Source organism: Pseudomonas sp. Y24-6, from assembly GCF_020295325.1.
GTDB classification, from domain to species: Bacteria; Pseudomonadota; Gammaproteobacteria; order Pseudomonadales; family Pseudomonadaceae; genus Aquipseudomonas; species Aquipseudomonas gregormendelii.
Genome location: NZ_JACBXG010000014.1, coordinates 85,870 through 100,586, shown reverse-complemented (window position 1 = coordinate 100,586; position 14,717 = coordinate 85,870). Strand labels below are relative to the sequence as shown.

At 59.4% G+C, this 14,717-nt stretch carries 14 protein-coding genes and 1 pseudogene; 6 read left to right on the top strand and 9 right to left on the bottom strand.

Annotation, left to right across the window (positions count from 1 at the left end; translation table 11 throughout):
- Positions 1–316: 316 nt before the first annotated feature.
- A pseudogene (locus HYI44_RS29695) lies at positions 317–1,606 on the top strand (HAMP domain-containing protein); the annotation flags it as partial.
- Positions 1,607–1,708: 102 nt separating this feature from the next.
- A complete protein-coding gene (locus HYI44_RS29690; protein ID WP_412548508.1) occupies positions 1,709–2,464 on the top strand; it encodes a methyl-accepting chemotaxis protein in 756 nt (251 codons plus the stop codon).
- A gap of 107 nt (positions 2,465–2,571) precedes the next feature.
- Here HYI44_RS29690 and HYI44_RS23815 read toward each other — a convergent pair whose 3' ends face one another.
- From HYI44_RS23815 to HYI44_RS23800, 4 genes are read right to left on the bottom strand one after another with little or no spacing between them, the layout of a single operon-like run.
- Positions 2,572–3,885: a sensor histidine kinase gene (locus HYI44_RS23815; RefSeq protein WP_201147130.1), complete on the bottom strand. Its 1,314-nt coding sequence runs from the start codon at positions 3,883–3,885 to the stop codon at positions 2,572–2,574.
- Positions 3,882–4,550, bottom strand: a complete 669-nt coding sequence (locus HYI44_RS23810; RefSeq protein ID WP_122839393.1) for a response regulator transcription factor — start codon at positions 4,548–4,550, stop codon at positions 3,882–3,884. Before HYI44_RS23810 ends, HYI44_RS23815 begins: the two co-directional genes overlap by 4 nt.
- Positions 4,551–4,553: 3 nt before the next feature.
- Complete coding sequence (locus tag HYI44_RS23805; protein WP_045060934.1) at positions 4,554–4,877, bottom strand: PepSY domain-containing protein; 324 nt, start codon at positions 4,875–4,877, stop codon at positions 4,554–4,556.
- Positions 4,877–5,185: a PepSY domain-containing protein gene (locus HYI44_RS23800; protein WP_122839394.1), complete on the bottom strand. Its 309-nt coding sequence runs from the start codon at positions 5,183–5,185 to the stop codon at positions 4,877–4,879. The genes HYI44_RS23805 and HYI44_RS23800 overlap by 1 nt, the downstream gene beginning before the upstream one ends.
- Positions 5,186–5,334: 149 nt before the next feature.
- Here HYI44_RS23800 and HYI44_RS23795 point away from each other — a divergent pair, with 149 nt between their 5' ends.
- From HYI44_RS23795 to HYI44_RS23785, 3 genes are all read left to right on the top strand, one after another.
- Positions 5,335–6,414, top strand: a complete 1,080-nt coding sequence (locus tag HYI44_RS23795) for a patatin-like phospholipase family protein (protein WP_225570681.1) — start codon at positions 5,335–5,337, stop codon at positions 6,412–6,414.
- Between the two features lie 257 nt (positions 6,415–6,671).
- Positions 6,672–7,844 carry a tyrosine-type recombinase/integrase gene (locus HYI44_RS23790; protein WP_225570680.1) on the top strand — a complete coding sequence of 391 codons (1,173 nt, stop codon included), beginning with the start codon at positions 6,672–6,674 and terminating at the stop codon, positions 7,842–7,844.
- Positions 7,845–7,924: 80 nt separating this feature from the next.
- Positions 7,925–8,293: a hypothetical protein gene (locus tag HYI44_RS23785; protein WP_225570679.1), complete on the top strand. Its 369-nt coding sequence runs from the start codon at positions 7,925–7,927 to the stop codon at positions 8,291–8,293.
- 2 nt (positions 8,294–8,295) lie between these two features.
- Here the strand turns inward: HYI44_RS23785 and HYI44_RS23780 are convergent, their stop codons facing one another.
- The gene (locus HYI44_RS23780; protein ID WP_225570678.1) at positions 8,296–8,526 is read right to left on the bottom strand and encodes a hypothetical protein; all 231 of its coding nucleotides are present in this window, start codon (positions 8,524–8,526) and stop codon (positions 8,296–8,298) included.
- A gap of 53 nt (positions 8,527–8,579) precedes the next feature.
- Positions 8,580–9,005: a cell wall hydrolase gene (locus tag HYI44_RS23775; protein WP_225570677.1), complete on the bottom strand. Its 426-nt coding sequence runs from the start codon at positions 9,003–9,005 to the stop codon at positions 8,580–8,582.
- Between the two features lie 93 nt (positions 9,006–9,098).
- On the opposite strand from HYI44_RS23775, the gene HYI44_RS23770 reads away from it, so the two are divergent.
- A complete protein-coding gene (locus HYI44_RS23770; RefSeq protein ID WP_225570676.1) occupies positions 9,099–9,944 on the top strand; it encodes a hypothetical protein in 846 nt (281 codons plus the stop codon).
- Between the two features lie 47 nt (positions 9,945–9,991).
- On the opposite strand, the gene HYI44_RS23765 is transcribed toward HYI44_RS23770, so the two are convergent.
- The 3 genes from HYI44_RS23765 to HYI44_RS23755 all read right to left on the bottom strand — a co-directional run bounded on the left by HYI44_RS23765 (position 9,992) and on the right by HYI44_RS23755 (position 14,711).
- Positions 9,992–12,592: a D-alanyl-D-alanine carboxypeptidase family protein gene (locus HYI44_RS23765; protein WP_225570675.1), complete on the bottom strand. Its 2,601-nt coding sequence runs from the start codon at positions 12,590–12,592 to the stop codon at positions 9,992–9,994.
- A 62-nt stretch (positions 12,593–12,654) separates the two neighbouring features.
- The gene (terL, locus tag HYI44_RS23760) at positions 12,655–14,208 is read right to left on the bottom strand and encodes a phage terminase large subunit (protein ID WP_225570674.1); all 1,554 of its coding nucleotides are present in this window, start codon (positions 14,206–14,208) and stop codon (positions 12,655–12,657) included.
- Between the two features lie 53 nt (positions 14,209–14,261).
- Positions 14,262–14,711, bottom strand: a complete 450-nt coding sequence (locus HYI44_RS23755; protein WP_225570673.1) for a terminase small subunit — start codon at positions 14,709–14,711, stop codon at positions 14,262–14,264.
- Positions 14,712–14,717 lie beyond the last annotated feature (6 nt).

Sequence of the window (14,717 nt, the reverse complement as noted above, 5' to 3'; positions counted from 1 at the left end):
CCTCAAGGCAAGCGGAATGAGCTCAGCCGGCAGTCTGCGAAGAGCCGCCAGCGGATTTTAGAATGGGTTTTATTAGAGGGCGCGCACTGTGCCGCAGCGCTGCCAGCTTGTCAAAGCCAGTGACAGCAACGCGCACGCTGCGGGAGCAAGGCGGGTCTGCGATGGCGATTTCCAGGACGCCATCGCGGGCAAGCCTTGCTCGCACATGTGACACCCACACATCCCCGCAATATCTCTCGATCAGTGACTTCAAGAATCCCGAGCAACGGCCGCTACAGTACCAAGCCGCAGATATTTATCGAATAAGGATGTCTCCATGTCGCTCAGACAACTTTCCATTCAATGGAAAATCACCCTGCTGGCCGGGCTTTGCCTGGCGGGTATCGTGACCCTGCTGGTGGGTCTTTCGCTGTATCGCATGGAGCACAGTTCCGCCTTGGTGAAGGCCTCGAGCACGGAGATGCTCAATGAAGCGGCCCAGGCACGGATTCAATCCCAGGGTGAAAACCAGGCGCTGGTCATTCGCCAGCAGTTCATGGACGCCTACCAATACGGCCATGGCTTCTCGCGCCAGGTGCTGTTCCTGCGCGACCAGGCGGAAAAGCGTTTCCTCGACGCCTTCGACCTGCGCGAAGACCTGACCCGCCAGGTCAAGTCGGCGCTGCAGGCCAACCCGGAACTGCTCGGCCTGTCACTGGTGTTCGAAGCCAATGCCCTGGACGGCAAGGACGAACTGTTCGCCGGCCAGGCCGAGCTGGGCAGCAACGACAAGGGCCGCTTCGCCCTGTACTGGTCGCAGCCGACTCCGGGCCAGGTAACGTCCATGGCGTTGCCGGAAAGCGACATGGCCGACACCAATGCCGGCCCCAGCGGCGAACCGGCCAACGCCTGGTTCACCTGCCCGCGCACCTCGCTCAAGCCGTGCGTCATCGAGCCGTACTTCTACAAGATCGACGGCCAGGACGTGTTGATGACCAGCATCGTCTTTCCGCTGATGGTCAACGGCAAGGTCATCGCTTCGCTGTCGGTGGACATCAACCTCAACAGCCTGCAATCGATCAGCCAGGCGGCGAGCAAGAAGCTTTACGACGGCCAGACCCACGTCAGCATCATCAGCCCGGTCGGCCTGCTGGCCGGCTACAGCCGGGACTCGAGCAAACTCAGCCAGCGCCTGGACAGTATCGACAAGAGCAGCGGCGCCGAGCTGATTCGGTTGCTGGCGACCAGCGACAAGACGGCCAGCCTGCACAGCGACCAACAGCTCAAGGTGCTCGCACCCTTCGAGCCGATCCCCGGTGGCAAATCCTGGGGCGTGCTGCTGCAAGTGCCGGAAAAAGTCCTGGTCGGCCCTGCCGAAGCCCTGGAACGACAACTCGATGAGAGCAACACCACCGGCACGCTGGTCGAACTGGGCCTGGGCGTGCTGGCCGCGTTGATCGGCCTGCTGCTGGTGTGGCTGATGGCCCGCAGTGTGACCAAACCGATCCTCGGGGTGGCGCGCATGCTCGAAGACATCGCCAGCGGCGAAGGCGACCTGACCCGCCGACTGGCCTACGACAAGCAGGACGAACTGGGCCAGTTGGCCGGCTGGTTCAACCGCTTTCTGGACAAGCTGCAGCCGATCATCGCCGAAGTGAAACGCTCGGTGCAGGATGCGCGCAGCACCGCTGACCAATCCTCCGCGATCGCCACTCAGACCAGCGCCGGCATGGAGCAGCAGTACCGCCAGGTGGACCAGGTTGCCACCGCGTCCCACGAAATGAGCGCCACTGCCCAGGACGTCGCCCGCAGTGCAGCGCAAGCCGCCCAGGCCGCCCGCGACGCGGACCATGCGACTCGCCGTGGCCTGACCGTGATCGACCAGACCACCACCAGCATCGACAACCTTGCCGCCGACATGAGTGCGGCGATGGTGCAGGTCGAAGGCCTGGCGGCCAACAGCGAGAAAATCGGCTCGGTGCTGGAAGTGATTCGCGCCATCGCCGAACAAACCAACCTGCTGGCCTTGAACGCCGCCATCGAAGCCGCTCGCGCGGGTGAAGCCGGGCGCGGCTTTGCCGTAGTGGCCGATGAGGTGCGCAACCTGGCGCGACGTACCCAGGAGTCGGTCGAGGAAACCCGTCTGGTGATCGAGCAGCTGCAAAGCGGTACACAGGAGGTGGTGGGCTCGATGAGCAACAGCCATCGCCAGGCCCAGGGCAGCGTCGAGCAGGTTGGCCAGGCCGTGACCGCCCTGCGCCAGATCGGCGACGCGGTGACGGTGATCAGCGACATGAACCTGCAAATCGCCAGTGCGGCGGAAGAACAGAGCGCCGTGGCTGAAGAGATCAACAACAACGTGGCGACGATTCGCGACGTCACGGAGTCGCTGTCGGGGCAGGCGAATGAGTCGGCGCGGGTCAGCCAGTCACTCAACAGCCTGGCGAATCAGCAGCAGAGCTTGATGGATCAGTTTCGCGTGTGAGCCAGTCCACAGCGCACGGCCGATCCAATGTGGAAAAGCCACTGTGCAAGAGCAATGTGGGAGCGAGCAGGCTGGCTCCCGCAGGGACTTTGGGGCTGCTTGAGGTCTCAGCGCCTGGGCAGTTCAATCACCACACGCAACCCGCCCCACTCACTCTCCTCCAGGCGCAACACCCCGCCCCACGTGTCGACGATATCGCGCACGATCCCCAGCCCCAGGCCGTGCCCATCGGTCTGCTCATCCAAACGGGTGCCGCGGCTGAAGACCTGGGTCCGTTGATCCTCGGGGATACCCGGCCCGTCATCCTCCACATTCAACTCAAACCCTGCCGTCGTCTCCACTACGCTCAAGCGCACCTCGGCATCCGCCCATTTGCAGGCGTTGTCCAGCAGATTGCCGAGCAGTTCCAGCAGGTCTTCACGATCCCAGGGCAGGCGCAGTCCCTGGGGCGCGCGGTAGCTCAGGTGCAGGTGTTCACCGTGGATCATGTTCAGCGTCGCCAGCAGCCCCGGTAACTCGCCAGCGCAATCGAACAAGGCGCCCGGCAGCGCATCGCCGGACAACCTTGCGCGATTGAGCTCTCGATTGAGCCGTTGCCGGACCTGCTCCAGCTGCTCCTTGAAGATCCTGCGCAACTCGGGGTGGTCATCGAGTTTTTCACTCGAGGCCAGGCTCACCAACACCGCCAGCGGGGTTTTCAAGGAGTGGCCAAGATTGCCCAGGGCATTGCGCGAGCGCTTGAGGCTGTCCTCGGTGTGCGCCAGCAGATGGTTGATCTGCGCCACCAGAGGCTCCAGCTCTACCGGGACCTGATCGTCCAGCTGCGAGCGCTGCCCCTGTTGCAACTGGGCGATCTGCTCGCGGGCCTTTTCCAGGGGACGCAACGCCCGACGTACGGTGACCCGTTGCAGCACCAGAATCAGCAGCAGCCCCGCCAGTCCCAGCCCGAGGCCGACCTGTTGCATGCGCAGGAAACTGTCGCGAACCGGGGTGTAGTCCTGCGCCACGCTGATGGAAATCGACTGTCCCAGCCGCCGATAGTCGGAACGCAACACCAGCAACTGCTGGCCCTCGGGCCCCAGTTGCAGGTTGCTGTGCAGCCCCGACTCAGTGAGGCGGGGAAACTCCTGGTCCCACAGGGATCGCGAGCGCCAATGTTTGTCGGCGAAATCGATGCGGAAGTAGTGCCCGGAGAACGGCCGCTGATAGGCCGGCGACAGGTGCCGCTCATCCAGTTGCAAACCCTGAGGCCCGCGTACCAGTGCCACCAGCAGGTTCTCGCTGTCGTTGCGCAGGCCCGCCTCGAGGTAGCGCTGCAAACCCATTTCGAACAGCCACAGGCTGGTCTGCGCCAACACCAGACCGACAATCACCATCACGCTGATCAGGCCCAGGCTCAAGCGGCGCTGGATCGACTTCACTTGGCTTGCCCGCCGAACAGGTAGCCCTGGCCGCGACGGGTCTCGATCACGCTGCGGCCCAGCTTGCGTCGCAGATGATTGACGTGGACCTCCAGCACGTTGGAATCACGCTCTGTTTCACCGTCGTAGAGGTGCTCGGCCAGGTGGCTCTTGGACAGGATCTGTTCGGGGTGCAGCATGAAATAGCGCAGCAGACGAAATTCCGCAGCGGTGAGCTGGATGTCGGCACCGTCCCGCGTCACACATTGGCGGCCTTCATCCAGATGCAGGCCCGCCGCCTTGAGCGTCGGCTGGTTGGCCTGGCCGTGGGAGCGGCGCAACAGCGCCTGGACGCGCAAATGCAGCTCTTCGGGGTGAAAGGGTTTGGTCAGGTAATCGTCGGCGCCGGCCTTGAGGCCTTCGATGCGTTCGGACCAGGAACCGCGCGCGGTCAGGATCAGCACGGGTGTCGACAGGCCACCGGCGCGCCATTGCGCCAGCACCTCAAGCCCGGGCAAACCGGGCAGGCCAAGGTCGAGGATGATCAGGTCATAAGGCTCGCTGCTGCCCTGATACACCGCATCGCGGCCGTCGGCCAGCCAGTCCACGGCATACCCCTGGCGGTTCAGACCGGCCATCAATTCGTCGGCCAGGGGCACGTGGTCTTCAACGAGAAGCAAGCGCATCGGTCAATCTTCCTTGTCTTTCAGTAACTGGCCAGTGGTGGCGTCGAGGTCCAGCTCGCGGACTACGCCTTCGGCGGTCAACAGTTCGACTTCATAAATGTAGACGTCGTGTTTTTCTTCAAGCTCGGCCTCCAGCAATTTGGCCCCCGGGTAGCGATCCAGGGCCTGCTGCAGCAGCTGCTCCAGGGGCATGATCACCCCTTGCTGGCGCAGGCGCAGGGCTTCGTCCTGATCCAGGTCGCGGGCCATCACCACCGAACAGAAAACCAGCAGCGCCAGCCCCACTCGGAGGCTGGCGCGCGTGCCGGACAAAAAATGCACCTTCATTACGTATCCTGTTGATCCTTGAGAACCTGCCCGCTGACAGCGTCCAATTCCATGTCCCAATCGAGACCCTGTGGGTCACGCATCTCCACCTGGTAGATGAACTTGCCGTACTCTTCTTCCAGTTCGGTCTCGGTGATGGTGGAGCCCGGGTGTTTGGACAGGGCTGTAGCATTAAGCTTCTCGAAAGACACAATGGTACCAGCGTCGCGCAGCCGCAGGGCTTCATCAGGGCCCAGGTCACGGGCATGGGCGAGGCTGGCGGTCATGGCGATGAGGGAAGCAGCGAACAGGGCAGTCAGGGTTTTCATCGGTGTCTCCGAATTTTCTGGGTGTTGCTTACGGGAGCCACCTTAACGATTCGAACTTAACTGAAACTGAATGGCCATCATGCATTGCGCAAGGGTTTGACGTTCAAATCTCTTATAATCGCTCCCGCTTGCCAGAATCGAGATACGGTATGACCGCCATCCACATCAAGTTCCCCGCCCTGACCCTCAAAGCCGGCCCTCGCGCCTTTGCGCGCATCCGTGAACAAGGGCTGAGCGCCGCCGACGTCGGCACCCTGCCCGGCGCCGCCGGTGGTCCCAAAGCCCTGGGGATTCAGGGACTGGACCTGGCGTTGTTCGGTGAGTGGTTGCCGGCCGCCCCGCGGGAGCGCTCGCTGATTGGCGCCTCGGTGGGCTCCTGGCGTTTCGCCAGCGCCTGCCTGCCGGACGCCGCCGAGGGCATCCGGCGTCTCGGCCGGCTGTACACCGAGCAGGATTTCAACAAGGGCGTGACCATGGCACAGATCAGCCAGAGCTCGCGGCGCATGCTCGAGCAGCTGCTCGACGGCCGCGACTCGGCGATTCTCGATAATGCGCATTATCGACTGAACATCATGGTGGTCAAAAGCCACGGCCGACTCGCGCAAGACCATCGCGGTCACCTGGGCCTGGGGTTGTCGACGGTGATCGCCGACAACCTGCGCAACCGCTCTCGCCTGTCGAGGCATTTTGAACGCCTGATCATCCACGATCCACGTCTCCCCCCGCCGGTGCACCCACTGACCGATTTCCCCTCGCGCTTCGTCGCATTGAACGCCGCCAACCTGCGCCAGGCACTGCTCGCATCCGGCTCGATCCCCATGGTCATGGAAGGTGTTCGGGACCTGCCGGGCGCTGGCGCCGGAACCTTTCGCGACGGCGGCCTGCTCGACTACCACCTCGACCTGCCCTACAGCGGCAATGACATCGTGCTGTACCCGCACTTCACCGACCGGATCATTCCCGGCTGGTTCGACAAGACTCTGCCCTGGCGCCGCGCCTGTACGACGCGGCTGCAGGACGTGCTGTTGCTGGCACCGTCGAAGCAATATCTGGCGCGCCTGCCCTTCGGCAAGCTGCCCGACCGCAATGACTTCAAGCGCTTCATGGGCGACGCGCCAAGCCGGCAGAAGTACTGGCGCGCGGCGATGGACGAAAGCCGTCGCCTGGGCGACGAGTTCCTCGAACTGGCCGCCAACGGTCGCCTCGGCGAACGCTTGCTGACCCTTTAGTCAGGACAAGCTGTTAAACTCGCCGCCTGCCCCTATCGCTGCGGCGATCGCCACCTGACAGAGCTCAAGACACTGTGGAAATCTTCAAAGATTCCACGGTAGACTCCCGCCGAAAACCCCTCCGTTTCACGAACACACCCACAACCCACGAATTACGCTACATCGGAGTATCACCGCGTACCACGCGATACCTTCCCAGTGACATCGAGTTAGTACATCATCCAGTACATTGAAAGTTAAAAGCAGAGGATGTACTAGTGGCGATCTCCGACACAGCGGCCAGGCAGGCCAAGCCGAAGGACAAGGCCTACACACTCGCGGACTCGCTCGGGCTTTCCCTCTATATAGCCACCAGTGGCATCAAGAGCTGGCATTTCCGTTTTACTTGGCTTGGGAAACAGGCGCGCATTTCATTCGGGACGTACCCGGACACCGGCCTAAAGGAAGCGCGCTCACGCAGAGACGAGGCACGCGAAGACATTGCGAACGGAATTGACCCGCGCAATTCGAGGAGGGAGAAGAAGGCCGAGATGATCGAGGCCGGGGGCCGAACCTTCCGTCGCGTGTACGACGAGTGGCTGGCATTCAGGAAGGGAAGCATTTCACCTGGTACTTACAGAATCATCAGCAACCTGATGGAGCTGGATGTGCTGCCGACTTTCGGCACACGGCAGATTGACGCCATCAAGCGCTCCGATGTCATCAGCCTGATCCGAAAGATTGAGAAGCGCGGATCCGTGGCCACCGCCGTCAAGGTGCGGCAACGAACTGGCCAGGTGTTCAGCTATGCAATCGCTGTCGGCCTTATCGAGGTCAACCCGACCGCCGAGATGCACGCAGTCACGGAAAGGATGGGCCAGCACAAGCCGCACCCTTTCCTTCCGTTCAGCGAAATGCCAAAGACCATGGCGGCAATTCAGGAAAGCTCATCCGGGCAACAGCTCCGCGCGGCGCTGATGCTGATGATCTACACCGCCTCACGCCCTGGGGAAGTCCGGCGTGCCGAGTGGTCGGAGATCGACCTCGACGCCGCCATATGGACGACGCCTGCCGCCAAGATGAAGATGCGCCGGGACCATTCCGTCCCGCTATCGCGCCAGGCGGTTGAGCTGTTGAAAAGCATGCTGCCCCTCACCGGGCACTTGCGGTACGTCTTCGTTAACCGCAGCGACTCCACAATGCCGATCGGCACCAACTACGCGAACAACGTCATGGACGCCTGCGGGCTCACAGGCAAGCAATCGCCACACGGGTTCCGGCACCTGTTCTCCACGGAGATGAACGGGCGCGGGCACAACCGCGACTGGATCGAGCGGCAACTGGCTCACGCTGACAGCAGCTTCATCCGCGACGTGTACAACCACGCCACTTATCTGGAGCAGCGCAGAGCCATGATGCAGGAGTGGGCCGACCTGGTGTCGCCCTCATAGCGCAGCTCGTCGCCTCACCCTCGCTCGAACTCTTCGCCTCGATTACTGTATATCCAAACAGTATTCGAAAAGGCATCACCGTGGACCCGTACGACATCGAAGACACCAGCGACTGGCTCGGAACTCCAACCGAGCTTGAGACCTGCCGACAATTTCTGCTCATGCTCGAGAATGAGGTTCAGGAGCTGACATCCCAGCTTCGCAAGGCTCGGCAGGACGTCTTCGGCCTGGTGCAGATGCATGCGGACGTATCGAAGGAGCGCGACAAGCTGCGGGCAGATTTCAATCGAGCACGGACCGATGCGTTAGAAGCTCAGAGGCAAGCGATCGACATCCAGATCAAGAGTAGTAGCGAGTTGATGTCGAAGGACCGTGTGATCAGCGAGCTTTACGCGACGGTCGTTTCGCTGACTGGCGTGGAGCCTTTCACTCAGATACCGAAGCAGTAGGCTCACGATGTCGCGAGAGAACGGAGCCGCTCCTCTGTAGCCGAGTCGAAGATGACGTATAGCTTTTCGATGGTCAAATCATTCAGCGCGCGCGCCGACTCCAGACCAAGGACGAACCCCTCAGCCCTGGCACCAGCCTTCGCCGCTATGATCATAGAATCGGCCCTGGCGATCTGAGCGAGAAGCTTGTCGGCTTCGCGCTCGATCTTGGGGCTGAGCACCATACCTTCCATATTACCGACCCTTTTACATTCAGGAACGAATACAGAATAGCGGCATGTGTAGCTTAGGGGACATCTTTGAAAAATATGTGCTGGCCGAGCTTCAAGGTCTGCTTGGCGCCCTTTGCCCAGGTCGGCGGCTTCGGCATGGTCGTCGCGTAGTAGTGAGTCGCGCCGCCAGTTGGATCGGGCGTGGTTCCCGCCATGACCTGATCAGCCGCCTTCAACGCCTGGGCATACTGCGCAGTCGGGATAGGCTTCGCCCCGCTCAGATAGGAGTAGTTCGGGTCGTTCTTGTTCCAGCAGCTGAACTGCCACGGCTTCAGGCACACGCCGGCGTAGCCTTCGCCCCACCATGACTTGGTCTTGCCATCGAATACACGGTTGCGGATTGTCCAAGCCACGGCGATCTGTCCGGCCAGGCTTTCGCCGCGGGCTTCGCCCCACAAAGTCCTGGCGAGGATGTCACGGTCTTTCTCGATTGCTGTCATAACTTTTCTCCAGGCGAACAAAACCACCTCATGCCAGGCATAAGTTGGTGATGGCTCTCTGTTAATCTAAGTATTTAAAGAATGGAGCATGTGATGAAACGGATCATCGCCTTATCAGCCGTGGCAGCCTTGAGTGGATGCGCCGGCCAGGCCGTCAAAAACGATTTCACCTATGAAGGCGTGGACAGCTTCTCGGCGGTCGGCGTTCGAGCGTCCTCCAAGGCAACAGGGAAGACGGTCGAGGTATCAGCCATCTGTACTGAGGAATCGCGTCGATATGTGATTAGTCGCAGGAGTGCCGGCAAATTTGGTGGTGCGGGAGACCCTTGGACGATCAGCATTGGCGGGGAAACGCTATTCGCAGGCGAAACTTTCTATGAGGACGAAGCTGAATTCCTGGCTGCGGTCTCCACGATTGAAGTGGTTGGACCTACAGGTAGGTTTGGCGGACAGGACCGTATGACGGTTTCAAGTCCGCAGATGCAGCGCATACCGGAACTGTGCAAGGAGAAACAGGCGCAAGTCATCGCTTATATACACAACGCTGAAGCGAAGGCGACCGCTGAGGATAAGCGTCTTATTTCGGAAGTTTCAAGCCGAACGGGCGCCCAGCCAATGCTGCCGGGCAGGAATCAGATGGACTTCAATAATCTGGTGTCGCTAATTCAAAAGGACGGGATATCCCGCCACCGAAACAAATTCGTGTGGGCGCAGGACGGCGACTATCGAGTTGCTCAGGTAATAGGGAATCGCGTGTTGCTGTTCAGTATGACGAACCCCGGAATGTTTCCGGCGATCACCATTATCACGGATGAGCAGGCAATTGAGGGGCAGGCGTGGTCGTCGGTGTCAAAGGGTCCGCTGCAGGTATCAGAAATTGGAAACTATGTGACTGCGTTCGGAGTGAGCCGGCAGACTATTGTGTTTAGGCGGATATAAAAGCAAGCCCGCACTATGGCGGGCTTATTTCGTTGAGCTGCTAGAAGTCAGGGAAGAGGATTATAAATGGCCTCATCCATCAGCCATCGCGCCTCGCGGTAACGAAGTGTTGAAGGGAAAGATCGGACCATAACCGACGCATAGCGTTCGCCATCCTTGTCCCACAGGAGCACAAGTGATCCGTAACTGTCGCCGGTACCTGTTTTCCCGAAGGCGTACCCAGGGAAAAATGGGGGATAGATTGTGCTGGTGATGGTGTAGGTTCGCGGCGTGGTTCCGGTCACCGTAATCGTATGAGAGGCCTGACTGCCGACGGCCAGCATGCGCGGAGCGTTGGCACTTATATGAGCCAGAAGCTTGGTAAGGTCAGTGGCATTTGACGTGCACCCCTCATACGAGTTGTTGTAAACCGTCTCCGTCATACCCAAGAGGGTAGCGACCGCGTTCATTTCAGCATAAAACGCCGCTTTGGCTGCGGTGTCGTCGCCAGCACTAGGGTTTATTATATAACCGACCGCGCGCGCAATAGCCGTAGCTGCGTTGTTATCCGACGGCAGAAGCGCGGCGTACATCAGGTCTTGATAACTAATGATATCTCCAGCTTTCACGAACAGTGTTGTGCCCGAGTCAACGATATCGCCAGCTACGACTGTCACCGTTTGAGACAGGTCCGCAACTTTACGATCCAGAACCAGTGACGTCATAACCTTGGTTACGGAGGCGACATGCCCGGTAGCCGCCGGGGCCTTTCCATAGAGCACTTTCATGTCGGAAAGCCTTGTGACTGTAGCGCCAAGCGCACTGATCTCCAGACCAGGGACTGGTATGCTGAATACGTCCGCGAGAAGCTTCTGCATGCGCTCGACTTTCTCTTGACCTGGATCTCCAAGATAAACCAACAAGGCGGCAATATCGCCAATCCAGCCCCGCTGCCCCTGATAGTCCGCGCCGATATAGCCGAGTTGAAGCTTGTTAGTTGCGGCGATCAATCCAACACTGGTTATCCAGCCATTCTCATATGCGGTCGAGTCAGCGCCCTCAAATACCGCACCGAATACCGTGGGGTTGTTCGAGAGGGTATTGCCAGCCACGCCGTTGCCATGCCAAGCGGTCATCGTTCCAGCGTTGTCATAGCCAATGATGCCTGGTCTATTAGCGCCTCGTCCGGAGAAAGCAAACTTCCCTGTAGAAGTCGCTAGATCCACTGGGCCTGAGAATTTAGATACCTCAAGCACGCAATACACTTGGTTGTAGACGACGCTGTCGGAAATGAGCAGGTTCTGCGCCCCGGCGAATCTTGCTGACTTCAGCCCGCCAATACCATCGCCTGCCAGAACAGGTCGCGCTGCTGGAGTTGCTTGCAGGGCTATCGGAGAGCTGCCCAAAGCATCTTCGATAGCGCTTATATATTCAATGCCTCCGGATTGAACGACCGATACTTTCGCGCTGTTTGTGAAATCGTAAACCGACATCCAGCCATCGCGCTTGGCCAGGTCCAATATTCTCATCCAAGGGACAGGCACTGGCTCATCGTCGCGAGTCCATCGCCAAACCGTCCCGTCTGAGTAGACGGAACCTAAAGGTGATCCGGTAACTACACCGTGACGGCCTTTTGGGCTGGGAGGGAGGTCGTAAATGCTAGATACGCCAACTGGCGCCATGGTACCTAAGGTCTGAACCGATATCTCAAGCCCAGACAGCAAGCTTGCATTCACATAGTTGGAATATATATCCAAGCCAACCTGCCACTTATAGCCGGTGCCAAACCCGCCAATCGTGAGGGACGTGTAGTTTCCAGATGTGGCAGATTGTCCCATCGTGGCACCAACGCCAACTGTCACGCCCGGATAAACAAATGAAGCACCATAAATACCAATAAACTCACCGGCATTTACGGGAAACGTAATTGATATCTCTTTTGCACTATCGGAACTGTCAAGAGGGACGACATAGTCAGAGCCGACCTGAGTAAGGACGTCGCCCAGCAAAAGCTGGCTTCCTCCTGTACTAACAAACCTTCGAAGAGTTATTGATTGGCCCGCATTCTTTGAGTAGGTACGAAGTTTTCTTGCAACTCCGGACTTAGCCACTGCCGTATCAAAAATCCGAGTATTGGCGGTGACAAATGTTCCTGTTATGGGGGTTGTAGAAAGGCCAACCGTCTTCGAGTTTTCAAGGCTAAGCGCAATTGCTGCGACAGCGTTAGCGCTAGGTGCCTCGCCGATTTTTACTGCGGTATTCGCGTCGTTACGGTAAAGAGTGGCTAGGGTAGTTCCCGATACAGGCACGGAGAAATACCTATTGGTAGCGCCGCTGCCTGAGGTATTGGCAATACCGTCCGCGGTGGTTGGGAAAGGATGGCTCGCCGCGAGCGATAAGGCCGCTCCTGACTCGGAGCGATCCGCGCTGATAGAGGCGCTATCCGCTGCCGCAGTCAGATCAACAATGCCGTCCGCCACCGCCTGAGTTATTGCCGCCTGACCATCAGCCTCAATACTCGCCGCTACCTGCTTCAGGTTCTGGATTTCGCCAGAATTGGTGTGGATTGGATCAGCCTCAACCGGATCGTTGGAGAACCGGCTGATGATCTCGCTACCGATTTCGGCTTTTACTGTGGCGAGTTCTAGCCGCTCAGTCTGGTCTGCCATGTGTATTTCCTTAAGGCGAATTTAATGAGTGCGACCAGTCACGGTCGGCAGGATGGAGACGGTTAAAGCCAGTTTCCGGAGAAGAATTCGCCGTTGTTGCTGATCAGCATGTCGGCCACCGCATCGAAGATGGTGTCGATCTGATCGTCATGCGCGTGAGTGTCGTCAGCCGTGAATGCGGCCGCTTCGGTAAGGAATGGGGCAACCCAATCGGTGGGGCCCACGATCTCGCCTCGGTGGTCGCGGACGTGCTCGATCTTGCTGCCTTGGTCGTCGTAGATAGCCGGAACGTAAACCCGGCCAGATTTGAGCCAGGGCACGGCATCCATGCAGCGGGTCACCTTGTTGGCTGCCGGGCCGCGCGGTTGTGGCTCGATCGGTATCGCGCCCTTCTTGCTAATAGTCTGGATCAGTCCGGTACCGCTCGACTTGTCCTCCACGCGCATATAGCGCAGGGCGGCCGGACGGAACGGGTCCCAGTTTTTCCACTGCTGCCACAGGCGCAAGGCGGTCGCTTCAAGGTCGCCCGCGTCATACTTACCGCGGTGAACCTCGATGATGTAAAGGTTGCCGTCGACCCCCAAGCCGCAGTGACTGAAGACTGAGTAGTCGTGCTGCTCGCCGGTCTTCTGCGCGGTGTCGACGTACACGCCGCGCCAAACCAAGAAAGGCAGCTGCTCATAGGTCTTGAACCAGTCGGCATCAATCATGCCGCCAGTCAACGCCACCGGCTCCTGCTGGTACTGACTGACCATCGTGTAAGGGTCGCGATCCCACAGTGCCATTAGATCGGCAACGGTCTCCTTTGCTGGCCAGTAGGACCAGTATTCGACGCCTCCACGGACTATTGATGGCCCACTGAAAACGTCTCGTTCGGCGTGCTCGCGGATCTCATCAGGCAGGCTCGCGATGTATTCGCGGGTGACCAGCGCCGGGACCTTGATGTGGCTGAAGTCCAGGCCCATGCCACCCTTGAGCAGGAAGCCCGACACGTCGTCCGTGTGCAGGCGCTGCTGAGTGCAGATGACCGGGGTGTCCGGGGACGCTCGCCGGCTGCGCAGGGTATTGGTGACAATCCGTTGAGCCTTGGCGCGCATGGTCGCGCTGAATGCGCTGTCGGCCTTCTCTGGGTCATCCAGGTTGATGAACCCGGTGAATCCTTCGGAAATATAGCCACCACGCACACCAGTGATCTGGCCGCCGGTGGATCGGCTGAAAATCTGGTGTTTGTTGCGCCCGTTCTCGTCGGTGATTATCCAGTTGGCCACGTCGGCCTTGCCCAGGTCGCACGGCCACAAGTCCTGATATTCAGCGCTGGTGATGATCGACTTGATGCGGTTGGAGTTCTCTTCGACCAAGGCCTTCGAGTAGGAGACGTTCAACGTCCGCGTCCGGTCGAACATGGTCATGGCGTATGACGGCACGTGGATCGACCAGAACTCGGTCTTGGTGCCGCCGGGTGGCATATTGAACACGACGTTTTTTAGTTCGCCAGACAGAACTTTGAGGGCAGTGTGGTCCATGTACCGGTGGTGCCAGTTGCAGAGCATTTTCATGCCCTGATTTAGCTGGAAAAAAACGCGCATGAACGACAGCGGGGAATGCTCGCTGATCATTTTTGACGCCTCTTTCTCCTCCCGACTCATTGAATCCCAGTCGAGAAGCGCGCTCATAGGCGGTCAAGCACAGATTCGAGCGTCTTCTTGTCCACCGTGACTTGCGACTTCGTCTCTATGGCTCCGCCATTTTTGCCGGTGATTTCGACGATCTTCTTGTCCAGGCCCAGCAGCTTGGCCTTGCCCATGGTGGCTGATACTGCTGCCGAGGTTTGCGGAGTCTCGGCGCTCAGGGCGGCCTTGCGAGCCTCTTCCAGTTCGGCCAGCAGCGTGTCGACGGTGATGTTGTGCCTATCCATGACCACTTCTCTTAGCTCGGCAAGCCTGGCCTGAACCTGCGGCTTCTGCAGAACGATCCAGCTCTCTCGAGCTGCAGTCTTCTCTGCCATGTTGGTGACGTTGTAGGAGCGGCGGTAGGCCTCGGAAGCGTTGTTTGTCTCAATGTAAGCAAGGCAGAACGCCTCCATCTTGTCCGTGAAGCGGCGCTTGCGAGGCCTTTCCATATGCAC